Here is a 14,180-nt window from a genome sequence, read left to right as displayed (position 1 = left end):
CTCACGCTGACTTCACGCGCGGTTGGCGGTAGGTTGCCCCGTTGGGTCCGTGATCCGGGCTCTCCACCGACCGTTCGGGAGACGATGATGTCCGCTCCAGGAGGCCTGGGCTCGAGCTCCGGCATCTTCCGGCGCAAGCCGATCGAACAGATCCAGGACAAGGCCGAAGGCGGCCTGAACCGCACACTGGGGCCGTGGCAGCTGACCGCCATCGGCGTCGGCGGCATCATCGGCGCCGGGATCTTCGCCCTCGCCGGCAGCGTCGCGCACGGCGACGACGCGGCGGGCATCCCCGGCGTCGGCCCGGCCGTGCTGATCTCGTTCCTCATCGCCGGCGTCGCCAGCGCCGCGGCGGCGTTCTCCTACGCCGAGTTCGCCGGCCTGATCCCGAAGGCCGGCTCGGCCTACACCTACGGCTACGCGGTGCTCGGCGAGGTCGTCGGCTGGTTCATCGGCTGGGACCTGCTGCTGGAGTACACCGCGATCGTGTCGGTGGTGGCGATCGGCATCTCGGGCTACTTCAGCTTCCTGCTCGGCCAGCTCGGCCTCGACCTGCCCGCCTGGATGCTCGGCGCGCCCGGCACCGGGCCGGGCCACAAGGTCGACCTGTTCGCCGCGCTGCTGTGCCTGCTGATCGCGTTCCTGCTCAACCGCGGCATCCGCAGCGCCGCCCGGTTCGAGACGGCGATGGTCGGGATCAAGGTCCTGATCGTGCTGGTGGTCATCCTGGTCGGCTTCTTCTACGTCAAGACCGGCAACTACACGCCGTTCGCGCCCGCGGGCTTCGGCGGCGCGGTGACCGGCGCCGCCACGGTGTTCTTCGCCGTTTTCGGCTACGACGCGATGTCGACGGCGGCCGAGGAGTCGAAGGACGCGCAGCGGCACATGCCGAAGGCGATCCTCTACTCGCTGGCCATCTCGATGGTGCTGTACGTGCTGGCCTGCCTGGTGCTGACCGGCATGCAGAAGTACACCGAGATCGACCCGAAGAGCGGGTTCTCGACGGCGTTCAAGTCGGTCGGGCTCGACGGGCTGGCCACGGTGATCGCGATCGGCGCGATCGTCGGCATCCTCACCGTGCTGTTCACGTTCCTGATGGGCGCCACCCGCATCGGCTACTCGATGAGCCGCGACGGGCTGCTGCCGCCGTGGCTGGGCAAGACCCACCCGACGCGGCAGGTGCCGAGCCGGATGACGTGGATCCTCGGGGCCGCGTCCGCGATCATCGCCGGGGTGCTGCCGATCGGGGAGGCCGCCGAGCTGACGAACATCGGCATCCTGCTCGCGTTCGTCGTCGTCTGCATCGCGGTGATCGTGCTGCGGTACAAGCAGCCGGACCTGCCGCGGACGTTCAAGACGCCGGGCATGCCGGTGGTGCCCGCGATCGGCGTGGTGTTCTCGATCTGGCTGATCACGTTCCTGCAGCCGGCGACCTGGCTGCGGTTCGCCGTCTGGTTCGTCCTCGGCCTGATCGTCTACTTCCTCTACAGCCGGCGGCACTCGGTGCTGAACCGCGGCGGCTCGGACGCCTAGCGGATCCGGTCGAGGCGCGCGGCGGCTTCGCGCGCCTCGACCTTCAGCCGCTCGATGATCACGGCGGCCGAAGCGTCATACGCGAGCGGGTAGGTCTGGCCCGCCCACAGCGAGATCCCCTCCGGGTCCCCGGCCTTCGCTGACGCCTTGCGCACCGGCCCGGCCAGGTGGTTGAGCTGCGGATAGGCGGCCGGCGCTTCCTCGGACAGCGCGTCCATGAACTTGTTGACCAGACCCCGCGCCGGGCGGCCGCTGAAGGCGCGGGTGAACGCCGTCTCGCGCTCGGCGAGCGCGAGGGCCTTGCGGTGCGCCTCGGACGTCCCGGCTTCGTCCGCGCGCAGGAACACGGTGCCCAGCTGGGCGGCCGCGGCGCCGGCGGCGAGCACGGCCGCGACGTCGGCGCCGTGCACCAGCCCGCCGGCGGCGATCAGCGGCAGGTCGACGCGGGCGGCGACGAGCCGCAGCAGCGCGAGCACACCGTATTCCGCACCGCCGCCGGGCAGGCGCGGGTCGTCGGTGAACAGGCTCCGGTGCCCGCCCGCCTCGAAACCTTGCAGGACGAGCGCGTCGGCGCCGAGGTCGGCGGCCCGGTGCGCGGCCTCCGGGGTGGTCACGGTGATGATGACCTTGCTGCCGGCGTCGTGGAGCCTGAGGACGTCCGACGGCGAGGGCGGACCGAAGGTGAACGACACCACGGGGACGCGCTTCTCGACCACGACGTCCAGCTTCGCGGGGTACGCGTCGTCGTCCCATTTGGGCTCGCCGAGCTCGACGTCGTACTCGCGGGCGAACGCCTCGAGCCGCTCGCGGTGCGCGGAGATGTCGGCGCCGGTGTCCGGCTGCGGGACGAAGAGGTTGACGCCGAACGGCCGCCCGGTGAGCTCGGCGGTGCGGTCGATCTGCGCCGTCAGGGCCGCGGGCGTGAGCATGCCCGCGGACAGGAACCCGAAGCCGCCGGCCTCGGTCACCGCGGCGACCAGCTCCGGGGTGGTGGGACCGCCGGCCATCGGCGCGGCGACGACCGGGAACGTCAGCTCGTCGAACATGCCACCGAGCGTAGTCCCGGCTCCCGGGTGAGGACTACCCAAGCTGGTCTAGACCAAAGCGGGGGAAAGTGCGACGATCCGGGCAGGTGCGACGGCGATGTCGCGCCCTTCCCGCCAGGAGGTCCCCCGGTGAAGACTCCCTTCGCGCGGCGGCTCGGCCGCGCACTCGCCGTGCTGGCCCTGATCGGCGCCGGCATTCAGCTCACGCCGGCCACGGCGGCCACGCCGGCGTTGCAGTCGATCGTGCCGGTGCCGGTCTCGGTGACCCCGGCGGCCGGGGTCGCGTTCCCGCTGGTCTCGACGACGAAGATCGTCACCGAGGCCGGTTCCGCACCGGCCAAGCAGGTCGGCGACTACCTCGCCGGCGTCCTGCGGCCGTCGACCGGCTTCGCGCTGCCGGTGTCCGACGCGTCGGCGTCCGTGCCGCCGGACAGCATCGCGTTGCTGCTCGGCGGTGCGCCCGCTTCGGTCGGCGCGCAGGGTTACCAGCTCGTGTCGACGGCGTCTTCGGTCACCGTGCGGGCGTCCACCGCGGACGGGCTCTTCGCGGGCGTTCAGACGCTGCGGCAGCTACTGCCGGGCCGGGTGGAAAGCCCCGCCGCCCAGCCGGGCCCGTGGAGCGTCCCGGGGGCGACGATCGTGGACTACCCGCGGTTCGCCTACCGCGGCGCGATGCTCGACGTCGCGCGGCACTTCCACCCGGTGTCGACGGTCAAGCGGTACCTCGATCAGCTGGCCCAGTACAAGATCAACCATCTGCACCTGCACTTGGCGGACGACCAGGGCTGGCGCATCCAGATCGACAGCTGGCCCCGCCTGACGACGTACGGCGGCAGCACCCAGGTCGGCGGCGGCGCGGGCGGCTACTACACGAAGGCGCAGTACACGGACATCGTGAACTACGCGGCTTCGCGCCACATCACGGTCATCCCGGAGATCGACATGCCGGGTCACGTGAACGCGGCGCTGGCGTCGTACGCGGAGCTGAACTGCACCGGAGTGGCCCCGGCGCTGCGCACGGACACGGCGGTCGGCTACAGCTCGCTGTGCATTTCGAAGGACATCACGTACACGTTCGTCGCGGACGTCCTCCGCGAACTGGCGGCCCTGACCCCGGGCCCGTACCTGCACATCGGCGGCGACGAGGCTTCGGCGACTTCGCAGGCGGACTACGTGACGTTCATGAACAAGGTCCTCCCCCTGGTGGCGGCGACGGGCAAATCCGTGGTGGGCTGGCACGACATCGCGAAGGCGGCGTTGCCGGCTTCGGCGACTCCGCAGTTCTGGGGCACTTCCACGTCGGACGCGGGAGTGTCGGCGGCGGTTTCGCGGGGCAGCAAGGTGATCCTGTCGCCGGCGAACAAGGCGTACCTGGACATGAAGTACAACAGCTCGACCCCGATCGGCCTGTCGTGGGCGGGGTACATCGAGGTCCAGGACGCGTACAACTGGAACCCGGGCTCGTACCTGTCGGGCGTGGGCGAATCGGCGGTCCGCGGGGTGGAATCGCCACTGTGGACGGAAACGGTGGTCACGCCGGCCGACATCGAGTACCTGGCGTTCCCCCGGTTGGCGGCGCACGCGGAACTGGGCTGGTCCCCGTGGTCGACCCACGACTGGACGGCCTTCCGGGCCCGCTTGGGAGCGCAGGCCCCGCGCTGGGTCGCCCAGTCCCTCAATTTCTACCGGTCGTCACAGATCGCGTGGGACACCGGCGGGACGACGAACCCGGGCACGTGCACGGATCCGGCGTGGAGCGCTTCGCAGGTGTACACGGGCGGGAACGTGGTGTCCCACAACGGCCACAAGTGGACGGCACAGTGGTGGACGCAGGGAGAAGAACCGGGAACCACGGGCCAATGGGGTGTGTGGAAGGACAACGGCGCTTGTTGAGGTGACGGGCCGGGCCCGCTGTTGCGGGCCCGGCCGCCACCCGAACCGGAAATCCTCCGGTAATGGGCTAGCGCCATTCGCGAATGAGCCCGGAAAACGGGCCGGTCCTGCTACGCTGAACCGCTGTCGACCCGGCTCAGGGAGGATCTGCGCGTGCTGTTCCAGGCCCTCTCGAGCACGTCGGCGCTCGACGCGGGAAGCTGGACCGACCTCCTCGGCGCCGCGATCACCGCCCTTGTGGGCATCAGCGGTCTCGTCTTCTGGATCTTTTCGAAGCGGGCCCGAGCCCGCTCCGGGCTGCGCCGGCTCGGGGTCGAGGTGTCCGACGCGTCGCTGGCCCGGTGCATCGCCGACGACGACCACAAAGCGGTCCGGCTGCTCCTTCGAGCGGGCGTTCGCCCCGACGCCCGGGTGAACGGCCGCACTCCGCTGCAGGCCGCGGTCGAGGCCGGTAACACGCCATTGGTCGGCCTGATCGTCGGGCACGCCTCCGCAAAGGCGGTGGTCGACGAACTGGTGCGCGGCCGCTCCGGACCCACTTCGGACCCGAGGCTGGGCTTCACCGTCCTCGCGGGCGTGCAGGACGTCCTCGACCACATCCAACGGCTGATCGCGGCGGACGTCGCGCCCGCGGAGCGGACGGAAGTGCTGAACCTCGGCCTGGACCTCGAAGTGGTGCAGGCCTTTTTGCTCTACCGGCTGATCTTCCAGAGGAATCTGCAGAATCTCCAGTACCACGGAATGCTGATCAACGGGCAGTCCGAGCTGATCCAGCCGATCGTCGACGGCGGCAGTTCGATCCACACCGGCACCGCGGCCGCGGTCGTGGAGAAGATCGGCAACCAGATCGCGGAGAATGCCGCGTTCCTGCAACGCAGCAACATCGCCATCGAAATCCGGTCCTACGACCTGCCTCCGGTGCTCCACGGCTTCCTGGTCGACGACCGGCACCTGTACCTCGGGTTCACCGAGTTCGCCCAGGGCAAGCTCCACGGCGGCGAGTTCGGCTACCTGTACCTCGACCGGAAGCACGCCGACCCCATGACCGCCCACCTCTTCCGGGTGTACCGCTCGTGGTTCGAACACCACTGGAAGCACGGCACGAAGCTGTGCGCCTCCTGAAAGGACGGGAATGCTGGTCATCGGGCATCGCGGAGCCGCCGGGCACGCGCCGGAAAACACTCTGGTGTCAGTGGAAAAGGCCATCGAGCTCGGCGTGGACCTGGTGGAAATCGACGTCCAGCCCACGCACGACGGCCACCTCGTCGTGTTCCACGACAAGCTCCTCGACCGCGTCACGGACGGCACGGGTTATCTCTGGGACTTCGACCACGACGAGCTCCGCGCGCGGGTCCGGGTCGGCGGCGAACCGATCCCGCTACTGGCCGAGGTGTGCGAACTCCTGCGCGGGACCGAAGTCCGGCTGATGACCGAGATCCTGGTACCCGGGACCGTCGAAGCAGTGCTCAAGACCGTCGCGGAAAGCCTCCCGGACGACCAGTGCGCCATCGCGTCGTTCCACCACGACGTGGTCCGCGACGCCGCCGCCGAGCACCCGGGCGTGGAAACGATCGCCCTGGTCGAAGGCGCACCGATCGACGCAGTCCGGATGGCGCGGGAAGCCGGCGCCCGCAGCGTGGGACTCGGGTTCGAATCCATCCGTCAGGACCAGGTCACCGCGCTCCGGGAAGCAGCGATCCCGGTCTACGCCTGGACGGTGAACGACCCGCGCGAAATCGCCCGCGCCATCAGGCTCGGCGTCGACGGCATCATCACCGACCACCCGGAACGGGTTCCGCGCTCAGCCCACCCCCAGCACCGGGACCCTCGGCGGTAGCCTCGAGCCGTGCCGGAGCCGTGTCCCGTCTGTGCCAAGCACCGCGGCACCGGGCCGCTGGTGGGGCCGATCGTCTGGTCCGATGAGCTCGTCGTCGTCAGCCATCGGCCCGGGCGCTTTCCCGGGTACCTCTTCGTCGAGACACGCCGGCATGTCGCGAGCCTCGACGAACTCACCGAAGCCGAAGCGCTGGGCGTCGCCCGAGCGGCCTGGTCGGGGGCCCGCGCGTTGCGGGCCGAACTCGATCCGGAGTCCGTGCATTCGGCCATCGCCGGGCGGTCGGTCGCGCACTTCCACCAGCACGTCTTCGTGCGGCATCGGGACACTCCCGCCGGACTCGGATGGATGGACGTCGACTGGCCCGGCGCGCCGCGCGAGGATGTGGCCGGTCTGTGCGGACGGTTATCGGTGCACTTCGCGCGGTGAATTCCGGACGCCCCACCGGTCCGGCAGGTTAAGTTGAGGCATGAGCGCTGATCTGGAGCAGGTTCGGACGCTGTCGCTGCAGGAGCACGGCCTCGCCACCGTGGCCACCACGCGCGCGGACGGCACCGTGCACGCCTCCGTCGTCAACGCCGGCGTCATCGACGACCCGGTCACCGGGGCCCCGGGCGTGGCGTACGTCGCCGTCGGCAAGGCGCACAAGCTCGCCCTGCTGCGGCGGGCCGGACACGCCACCGTGACCTTCCGGCGCGGCTGGAACTGGCTCTCCGTCACCGGGGCCACCCACCTCGTCGGCCCTGACGACCCCGACCCCGCCTTCGACCCCGCCGGCCTACCGCAACTGCTGCGTGACGTCTTCATCGCCGCCACCGGCACCCACGACGACTGGGCCGAGTACGACCGCGTCATGGCCGAAGAGCGGCGGGTCGCGGTGTTCGTCCGGGCGGACCGGATAATCGGCAATCCCTGACCCCGCCGGCCCCAGGAGTCGTCCCGTTGTCCGAGTCCTCGTTCCGCGTCACCACGCCGGTCAAGGTCCTGCTCGGCGTGCTCGTCGTCGCCGACGCCGGGTTCGGTGCGGCGCTCGCCGCCGGGCTGGTGCGCAGCCTTTCGCCGTGGCTGATCGGCGGCGCCTACGCGACGACTGTGCTCGCCGCCGTCGTGGCCTTCCGCGTGTCCCGCGCCCGCGAGCTCAAACGCGGGTTCGAGGGCCTGCGCGACCTCACCGTCGGCGACGAAGGCATCCGCCTGCCCGCGGGCACCCTCAGCACGCGCCTGGTCCCCTGGCCGGAGATCGCGGAGGTCACCGTCCGCCGTTCGGCCCGCTTCGGCGACGGCTACCTGCGCGACGCTCTCTGGGTCGACCTGGTCACCGGCGGAGGTGTCGAGAGCTCGGTGCAGCGCTACGCGCCGCGAAGCAAGCTCGAACCGGCACCGCCCCAGCGGAGGCAGTTCGAGCAGACGGCGATCCTCACCCCGGCCCTGTTCGACGCGGTGCTCGACCGGCTTCGCAAGGAACTGCGCCACCGGCAACTGCACGCCCAGCTGCGCGGCACACCCCGCCTCCGGCACCGCTGACGAGCGCCCGGGCTCAGCCGAGCCGCCCCAGCAGCTCCCGTGGCACGACCCGCACCGGGAACGGCCGCTCGACCTCGAGGACTTCGTCGCCCGCCGCCTTGGCCACCTGCTGGTAGTGGCCGTCTTCATCCAGCTCGAACAGCGTCAGTGCGGGCCCCTCCGGGTCGATCACCCAGTAGCTGCCGGTTCCGAGCCGTTCGTAGACCGCCTTCTTGGTGTTGAGGTCGTGGATCGCCGTGCTGGGCGACAGCACTTCGACGGCCAGCACCGGAGGCGCCGGAAGATCCTTGTCCGTGAAATCCTCGTCCCGGCCGACCAGGACGTCCGGCTGAAGCTCGATCTTGTCACCGTGGTGCACCGCGAACGGCGCGACGAGTACGTCGTACTCCGCCGGACACACGTCCTCGAGGACTCTCGCGAGCCTTATCACGATCTTCTGATGCCTTCTTCCCGGCGCGGGGCTCACGATGAGCACCCCGTCGATGAGTTCGTGACGTCGGCCATCAAACGGGATCCCCTCGAGGTCGTGCACCGTCAGGGGGCCCGAATCGGGGGGGTGCTCGATGTCAGCCATGACCGCCATGGTGCTCTCCTTTCGCTCTTCGCACCAGAGGAAACCAGAGAGCACCGACAAAAACCACATCGAACACGGGTTCGGCGCCCATATTCACGCGCAGGCGTGAATATGGGCGCCGCTGTCACATCAATGGAACAGTTACTTCTTGTTCTTTCCGGAGTCCTCAGTGGACAGGGCGGCGACGAAAGCCTCCTGCGGGACCTCGACCCGGCCGACGGTCTTCATCCGCTTCTTGCCTTCCTTCTGCTTCTCCAGCAGCTTCCGCTTTCGCGAGATGTCACCGCCGTAACACTTGGCCAGAACGTCCTTGCGGATCGCGCGAATCGTTTCGCGGGCGATGATCCGGGCGCCGATGGCCGCCTGGATGGGCACCTCGAAGTTCTGCCGCGGGATCAGCTCGCGAAGCCGGTTCACCATGCGGTTGCCGTAGTTGTAGGCGTCTTCCTTGTGCACGATCGCGGAGAACGCGTCGACGCCCTCGCCCTGCAGCAGGATGTCCACCTTGACGAGGTCCGCCGCCTGGGTACCGGCCTCTTCGTAGTCCAGGGACGCATACCCGCGCGTACGCGACTTCAGCGTGTCGAAGAAGTCGAAGATGATCTCGCCCAGCGGCAGGTTGTACCGGAGCTCGACCCGGTCCTCGGACAGGTAGTCCATGCCGAGCAGCTGGCCGCGCTTGTTCTGGCACAGCTCCATGATCGTGCCGATGAACTCCGACGGCGCCAGGATGCTGACCTTGCTCACCGGCTCCAGCACCTTGTCGATCTTGTTCCCGGTCGGCCAGTCCGACGGGTTGGTGACGTGGATCTCCTTGCCGTCGTCCAGCACCACGTCGTAGACGACGTTCGGCGCGGTGGAGATCAGGTCGAGGCCGAACTCACGCTCGAGCCGGTCGCGCGTGATCTCCAGGTGCAGCAGGCCGAGGAAGCCGCAGCGGAAGCCGAAGCCCAGCGCCACGGACGTCTCCGGCTCGTAGTCCAGTGCCGCGTCGTTCAGCTGGAGCTTGTCCAGCGCCTCCCGCAGCTCGGGGTAGTCGGAACCGTCCACCGGGTACAGCCCGGAGTAGACCATCGGCTTCGGCTCGCGGTAGCCGGCCAGCGCCTCCTTGGCGCCGTTGCGCTCCGACGTCACGGTGTCGCCCACCTTCGACTGCCGGACGTCCTTCACGCCGGTGATCAGGTAGCCGACCTCGCCGACGCCGAGGCCCTTGCTGGCCTTGGGCTCCGGCGAGATGATCCCGACCTCGAGGAGCTCGTGCGTGGCGCCGGTCGACATCATCTTGATCTTTTCGCGCGGCGTGATCTTGCCGTCGACGACGCGGATGTAGGTGACGACGCCGCGGTAGGTGTCGTAGACCGAGTCGAAGATCATCGCGCGGGCGGGCGCGTCGGCGTCGCCCTGCGGCGCCGGGACCATCTTCACGACCTCGTCGAGCAGCGCGCCGACGCCCACGCCGGTCTTGGCCGAGACCCGCAGCACGTCGTCCGGCTCGCAGCCGATGATGTGGGCCAGCTCACCCGCGTACTTGTCGGGGTCGGCCGAGGGCAGGTCGATCTTGTTGAGCACCGGGATGATCTGGAGGTTGTTCTCCAGGGCGAGGTAGAGGTTGGCCAGCGTCTGGGCCTCGATCCCCTGCGCCGCGTCGACCAGCAGGATCGCGCCTTCGCACGCCTCCAGGGCCCGCGAGACCTCGTAGGTGAAGTCGACGTGGCCGGGCGTGTCGATCATGTGCAGGACGTGGTCCTGCCCGTCGACCTGCCAGGGCAGGCGCACGTTCTGGGCCTTGATGGTGATCCCGCGCTCGCGCTCGATGTCCATCCGGTCGAGGTACTGAGCGCGCATGGCCCGCCCTTCCACGACGCCGGTGAGCTGCAACATGCGATCGGCCAGGGTCGACTTGCCGTGGTCGATGTGCGCGATGATGCAGAAGTTCCGGATGAGCTCCGGAGGCGTGAAGGTGGTGTCGGCGAACTTGTTGAGCGCTGTCACTCGAATGAGTCCTCGGAAAGTCGGGGATGGCCACCTCTATGGTCCCATGGCCCTCCGGGTGCGGGTGGGGGTCATCCCCGATGCGGGGTTTCGCGATCCGTGGTGCCCTCGAAGTATGAGCACACCGCACCAGCCGGCACCCCCTCCCCCGCCGGAGACCAGCGGGTTCGCCCGCGTCCTCGACCGGACGTTCGGTCACCCGTCCGGCGCGCTCGGCCGCCTCGGCGGCTGGGTCATGGCCCGGGGCAACGCCGCCACCGAACACCGCGTCGTCGACCTGGCGAAGATCGAGCCGGACGAGACCGTCCTGGTCGTCGGGCCCGGCCCCGGCGTCGGCCTGGAGGCCGCCGCCCGCCTGGCCGGGCGCGCCATCGGCGTCGACCCCTCCCCCGAGATGCTCGCGTTCTGCCACGAGCGCTGCGGCGACCGGGCCGAACTGCGCGAGGGCTCGGCGGCGCACACCGGCGAGCCCGGCGAGTCCGTCGACGTCGTCCTGACCGTGAACAACGTCATGCTGTGGGAAGACCGCGCGGCCGGGTTCGCCGAGCTGTTCCGGGTGCTGCGCCCCGGCGGCCGGTTACTGCTGTCCGCGCACGAGAAGTGGCTGCCCGTGAGCAGGCACGTCCTGGCCGACGAAGCCGCCGCCGCGGGCTTCGCCGATCTGCAGACCTGGACCTGGGAGCCCCCCGGCTTCGCCGCGCTCGCCGCGCAGCTGCGTGCCGTCAAGCCCGCCTAGCGGGTGTCCGTGCGGATCGGGTGACCCTCGGGCACCTCGACCAGCACGATGCGCGTGCCGTCCGGATCGGCGATCCAGGCCTCGTCGAGGCCCCACGGCTCACGCCGGGCGTCGCGCACCGGCTCCAGGCCCTTGCCCTTCAGGTCGGTCAGGGCGCCGGCGAGGTCCCGCACCTGCAGCCAGAGCACCAGATCGGGCGACGAGCCCGCCTCACCCCGGCCGGAGACCTCCAGGGAGCCGTGGCCGAGGAAGAACACGGTGCCGCCGGGGAACTCCCGCTCCACGGCCAGGCCGAGGGTGTCGCGGTAGAACGCCGTGGACGCGGCGACGTCCCGCGGGTGGATCAGCAACCGGCTCTTCAGGATCTCCATCCGACCATCCCTACCCGACGGGCTCAGGCGGCCGCAATCGCGGCGATGCCGGACAGCACGATCACCGACCCGGCGAGCCGCCGCGCGGCGTCGCCCTCGCCCAGCACCAGCCACGCGGCGAGGCCGCCGAGCACGATGCTCAGCTCCCGGGCCGGCGCGACCAGGCTGACCGGCGCCATGGTGAGGGCGAAGAGCACGAGGATGTAGGCGATCGGCGACAGCACCGCGACGAGGAGGACCTCGCGACGCTGCTCGCGCCAGATCCGCGCCACCTCGGCGCGATCGGCCAGTGCGCCGGGCACGAGCAGCACGCTCTGCAGGACCGAGCCGAGCCCGAAGTAGACGACCGGCGGCACACCGAGACCGGTCACCGCATGCGCGTCCCAGAGCGTGTAGCCGGCGATGACGGCCCCGGTCAGGAGGCCGTAGCGGATACCGGCTTCGACGGCGTGCGTGCCTTCGCCTCCCCGCCGGCCGGTGCTGATCACCAGCACCCCGGCGATGACCAGGAACGCGCCGAGCAGGCCCAGCGGGCCGGGCCGCTCCCCGAGGACCAGGACAGCGGCCAGCACCGACAGCAGCGGGCCGGTGCCGCGCGCCACCGGGTAGACGACGGAGAGGTCGCCGACGCGGTAGCCGCGCTGCAGCACGACGCCGTAGGCGATGTGCAGGACCGCGGTCACCCCGGCGGCGAGCAGCCAGCTCCACTGTGGACGATCGTCTTCGACGACGAGCAGCACGATCGTGACCGGCAGCAGCACGACGGCGGCAGCGGTGTAGTAGAGCCAGACGAACTGGGTGCCGCCGGAGGAGACCCGTTTGGCCGCCAGGTTCCACGCGGCGTGCACGACGGCGGCGACGAGGACCAGGGACAGTGCGGTGGCGTTCATGGCACCCCTTACGGGTTTCCACGGGCGCGGGAACCCTGGGCCCTATCGCCGTCCACGGTACTCCTGGTGATCGGATCCCGGCTCCGGACGCCGACGGCCCGGCTGTTAGAGTGGGCGCTCGTTGCCGTGCGGCATTCCGCTATGGAGGAAGCCCGTTCTCACGAACGGGGCCGGTTCGAGCGCGGCGGCGAATCTCACCGAGTGAACACAGGAGTTGCCTCATGGCCAACATCAAGTCGCAGATCAAGCGCATCACGACGAACGAGAAGGCGCGTCAGCGCAACCAGGCGATCCGGTCCTCGGTGAAGACCGCGATCCGCAAGGTTCGCGAAGCCGCCGAGTCCGGCGACAAGGCCAAGGCCGTCGAGCTGCAGCGCGACGCCGCCCAGAAGCTGGACAAGGCCGTCTCGAAGGGCGTCATCCACGCCAACCAGGCCGCCAACAAGAAGTCGGCGCTGGCGAAGCGCGTCAACGCGCTCTGAGCTGGTTGATTTCTGGGAAAGCCCCGGCTTCGGCCGGGGCTTTCTTCATGCGCGGATGCGGCTGAAGAGGTGCGGCTGAGAGCTGCGGCCACACCAGGCGCACGCTGCGGCTGAGGCGACGGCGGCCGGCGCGGCGTGCGCGCTGTGCGGGGCCTCTCCGGAGCTCAGCTGCCGGGGTTCACGGTGCGTCGACCCAGCACAGGTCAGTGGTCGCCTTGCCAGTGGCGCCCCGTTGACAGTGGCGCCCCGGCCGTCAGCGGTCGCCCTTGGCGGCGGCCACCTGCAGGACCGCTCGCTCCAGCGCGTAGCCCGGGTCCGCCGCCACGCCCTTGACCTCGGCGTTCAGCCGCGCGACCACGCGCATGGCCGTGGCCAGGCCGTCGGGGTTCCAGCCGCGGGACTGCCCCTGCGCCTTGCGGATCTTCCACGGCGGCATGCCGAGCTCGCCGGCCATCTGGTTCGGGTTGCCCCGGCCGGCGCCGGAGACCCGGGCGATCGTGCGGACCGCGTCGGCCAGCGCGTCGGCGACCAGGACGTGCGGAACACCGAGCTGCATCGCCCACCGCAGCGACTCCAGCGCCGCCGCGCGGTCGCCGCTGACCGCCTTTTCCGCGACCGCGAACCCGGTCACGTCGGCGCGCCCGCGGTGGTAGCGGCGGACCGCCTCCGCGTCGACGGACCCGCCGGTGTCCGCCACCAGCTGCGTCGCCGCCGAAGACAGTTCCCGCAGGTCGGAGCCCACGGCGTCGAGGAGCGCGGCCACCCCGGCCGGGTCGATCTTGCCGCCCACCCGGCGCACCTCGTGGCGCACGAACTGCTCCCGCTCGGCCGGCTTCGTCAGCTTCGGGCACTCGGTGACCTCGGCGCCGGCCTTCTTCAGCGCCGCCGGGAGCGATTTGCCCGCCTTGCTGCGCCCGCCGCCGGTGTGCACGACGACGAGCACGACCCCGTCCGCCGGGTCCTTCAGGTAGGCCGCCACGGCGTCGGCCAGCTCCTGCGAGATGTCCTGCGCCGACTCCAGGACGATCACCCGGCCTTCGCTGAACAGCGAGGGGCTGACCAGTTCGGCCAGCTCGGGAGCTGTGAGATCGGACACCCGCACCCGGGAAAGCTCCGCGGTCGAGTCCATCGCGCGGGCGGCGGCGAGCGTCTCGCGGACGGCCCGCTCGATCAGCAGTTCTTCCTCCCCCAGCACCAGCTGCAGCGGGGCCGGGGCGGTGGCTTGCGCGGTCACCCGGGAATCTTCTCACTTGCGCTTCCGTGCGCCCGCTCCGGTGATGTCGAGCGGCCACCGTGGCACGGCGC

General features: G+C 70.3%; 15 protein-coding genes. 9 read left to right on the top strand and 6 right to left on the bottom strand.

The genetic code is table 11. From position 1 onward, the window contains the following. Positions 1-87 precede the first annotated feature (87 nt). Positions 88-1,533: an amino acid permease gene (locus AB0M80_RS15065; protein WP_364564155.1), complete on the top strand. Its 1,446-nt coding sequence runs from the start codon at positions 88-90 to the stop codon at positions 1,531-1,533. On the opposite strand, the gene AB0M80_RS15060 is transcribed toward AB0M80_RS15065, so the two are convergent. Further along, entirely contained in the window at positions 1,530-2,579 is a 1,050-nt protein-coding gene (locus AB0M80_RS15060; RefSeq protein ID WP_364564152.1) for a nitronate monooxygenase, read from the bottom strand. The genes AB0M80_RS15065 and AB0M80_RS15060 overlap by 4 nt on opposite strands. A gap of 129 nt (positions 2,580-2,708) precedes the next feature. On the opposite strand from AB0M80_RS15060, the gene AB0M80_RS15055 reads away from it, so the two are divergent. The 6 genes from AB0M80_RS15055 to AB0M80_RS15030 all read left to right on the top strand — a co-directional run bounded on the left by AB0M80_RS15055 (position 2,709) and on the right by AB0M80_RS15030 (position 7,830). Next, the gene (locus AB0M80_RS15055; protein ID WP_364564149.1) at positions 2,709-4,472 is read left to right on the top strand and encodes a family 20 glycosylhydrolase; all 1,764 of its coding nucleotides are present in this window, start codon (positions 2,709-2,711) and stop codon (positions 4,470-4,472) included. A gap of 153 nt (positions 4,473-4,625) precedes the next feature. Continuing rightward, complete coding sequence (locus AB0M80_RS15050) at positions 4,626-5,594, top strand: hypothetical protein (RefSeq protein WP_364564146.1); 969 nt, start codon at positions 4,626-4,628, stop codon at positions 5,592-5,594. 10 nt (positions 5,595-5,604) lie between these two features. Beyond that, positions 5,605-6,309 (top strand): glycerophosphodiester phosphodiesterase family protein, encoded by a 705-nt coding sequence (locus AB0M80_RS15045; RefSeq protein ID WP_364564143.1) that lies wholly within the window; start codon positions 5,605-5,607, stop codon positions 6,307-6,309. Positions 6,310-6,369: 60 nt separating this feature from the next. After that, on the top strand, positions 6,370-6,735 hold the full coding sequence (locus tag AB0M80_RS15040; protein ID WP_364564141.1) for an HIT domain-containing protein: 366 nt from the start codon (positions 6,370-6,372) through the stop codon (positions 6,733-6,735). Positions 6,736-6,775: 40 nt separating this feature from the next. Beyond that, positions 6,776-7,222: a pyridoxamine 5'-phosphate oxidase family protein gene (locus AB0M80_RS15035; protein ID WP_364564138.1), complete on the top strand. Its 447-nt coding sequence runs from the start codon at positions 6,776-6,778 to the stop codon at positions 7,220-7,222. A 26-nt stretch (positions 7,223-7,248) separates the two neighbouring features. After that, positions 7,249-7,830, top strand: coding sequence for a hypothetical protein (locus AB0M80_RS15030; RefSeq protein WP_364564135.1), 582 nt, complete (start codon positions 7,249-7,251; stop codon positions 7,828-7,830). 13 nt (positions 7,831-7,843) lie between these two features. Here the strand turns inward: AB0M80_RS15030 and AB0M80_RS15025 are convergent, their stop codons facing one another. After that, on the bottom strand, positions 7,844-8,413 hold the full coding sequence (locus tag AB0M80_RS15025; protein ID WP_364564133.1) for a Uma2 family endonuclease: 570 nt from the start codon (positions 8,411-8,413) through the stop codon (positions 7,844-7,846). 132 nt (positions 8,414-8,545) lie between these two features. After that, positions 8,546-10,396 carry a translation elongation factor 4 gene (gene lepA, locus AB0M80_RS15020; RefSeq protein WP_364564130.1) on the bottom strand — a complete coding sequence of 617 codons (1,851 nt, stop codon included), beginning with the start codon at positions 10,394-10,396 and terminating at the stop codon, positions 8,546-8,548. 115 nt (positions 10,397-10,511) lie between these two features. Here lepA and AB0M80_RS15015 point away from each other — a divergent pair, with 115 nt between their 5' ends. Next, the gene (locus AB0M80_RS15015) at positions 10,512-11,132 is read left to right on the top strand and encodes a class I SAM-dependent methyltransferase (RefSeq protein ID WP_364564127.1); all 621 of its coding nucleotides are present in this window, start codon (positions 10,512-10,514) and stop codon (positions 11,130-11,132) included. On the opposite strand, the gene AB0M80_RS15010 is transcribed toward AB0M80_RS15015, so the two are convergent. Together AB0M80_RS15010 and AB0M80_RS15005 are read right to left on the bottom strand one after the other, a co-directional pair. Next, positions 11,129-11,503 carry a VOC family protein gene (locus tag AB0M80_RS15010; protein ID WP_364564124.1) on the bottom strand — a complete coding sequence of 125 codons (375 nt, stop codon included), beginning with the start codon at positions 11,501-11,503 and terminating at the stop codon, positions 11,129-11,131. The genes AB0M80_RS15015 and AB0M80_RS15010 overlap by 4 nt on opposite strands. Before the next feature lie 23 nt (positions 11,504-11,526). Further along, positions 11,527-12,393 carry a DMT family transporter gene (locus AB0M80_RS15005; RefSeq protein ID WP_364564121.1) on the bottom strand — a complete coding sequence of 289 codons (867 nt, stop codon included), beginning with the start codon at positions 12,391-12,393 and terminating at the stop codon, positions 11,527-11,529. Between the two features lie 221 nt (positions 12,394-12,614). Here AB0M80_RS15005 and rpsT point away from each other — a divergent pair, with 221 nt between their 5' ends. Further along, the gene (gene rpsT, locus AB0M80_RS15000) at positions 12,615-12,875 is read left to right on the top strand and encodes a 30S ribosomal protein S20 (RefSeq protein ID WP_155545692.1); all 261 of its coding nucleotides are present in this window, start codon (positions 12,615-12,617) and stop codon (positions 12,873-12,875) included. A gap of 253 nt (positions 12,876-13,128) precedes the next feature. On the opposite strand, the gene holA is transcribed toward rpsT, so the two are convergent. Beyond that, entirely contained in the window at positions 13,129-14,109 is a 981-nt protein-coding gene (holA, locus tag AB0M80_RS14995; protein ID WP_364564117.1) for a DNA polymerase III subunit delta, read from the bottom strand. Positions 14,110-14,180: the final 71 nt, after the last annotated feature.

Source organism: Amycolatopsis sp. NPDC051045, from assembly GCF_040682955.1.
Taxonomy (GTDB): Bacteria; Actinomycetota; Actinomycetes; order Mycobacteriales; family Pseudonocardiaceae; genus Amycolatopsis.
The sequence above is the reverse complement of the archived record's forward strand: the minus strand, read 5'-3'. Positions and strand labels throughout refer to the sequence as shown.

What these genes read in the sequence shown, in the direction of transcription:
- AB0M80_RS15065 (WP_364564155.1), top strand. Translation starts at nt 88, where the DNA reads ATGTCCGCTCCAGGAGGCCTGGGCTCGAGCTCCGGCATCTTCCGGCGC.
- AB0M80_RS15060 (WP_364564152.1), bottom strand. Translation starts at nt 2,579, where the DNA reads ATGTTCGACGAGCTGACGTTCCCGGTCGTCGCCGCGCCGATGGCCGGC.
- AB0M80_RS15045 (WP_364564143.1), top strand. Translation starts at nt 5,605, where the DNA reads ATGCTGGTCATCGGGCATCGCGGAGCCGCCGGGCACGCGCCGGAAAAC.
- AB0M80_RS15035 (WP_364564138.1), top strand. Translation starts at nt 6,776, where the DNA reads ATGAGCGCTGATCTGGAGCAGGTTCGGACGCTGTCGCTGCAGGAGCAC.
- AB0M80_RS15025 (WP_364564133.1), bottom strand. Translation starts at nt 8,413, where the DNA reads ATGGCGGTCATGGCTGACATCGAGCACCCCCCCGATTCGGGCCCCCTG.
- AB0M80_RS15015 (WP_364564127.1), top strand. Translation starts at nt 10,512, where the DNA reads ATGAGCACACCGCACCAGCCGGCACCCCCTCCCCCGCCGGAGACCAGC.
- AB0M80_RS15010 (WP_364564124.1), bottom strand. Translation starts at nt 11,503, where the DNA reads ATGGAGATCCTGAAGAGCCGGTTGCTGATCCACCCGCGGGACGTCGCC.
- AB0M80_RS15005 (WP_364564121.1), bottom strand. Translation starts at nt 12,393, where the DNA reads ATGAACGCCACCGCACTGTCCCTGGTCCTCGTCGCCGCCGTCGTGCAC.
- rpsT (WP_155545692.1), top strand. Translation starts at nt 12,615, where the DNA reads ATGGCCAACATCAAGTCGCAGATCAAGCGCATCACGACGAACGAGAAG.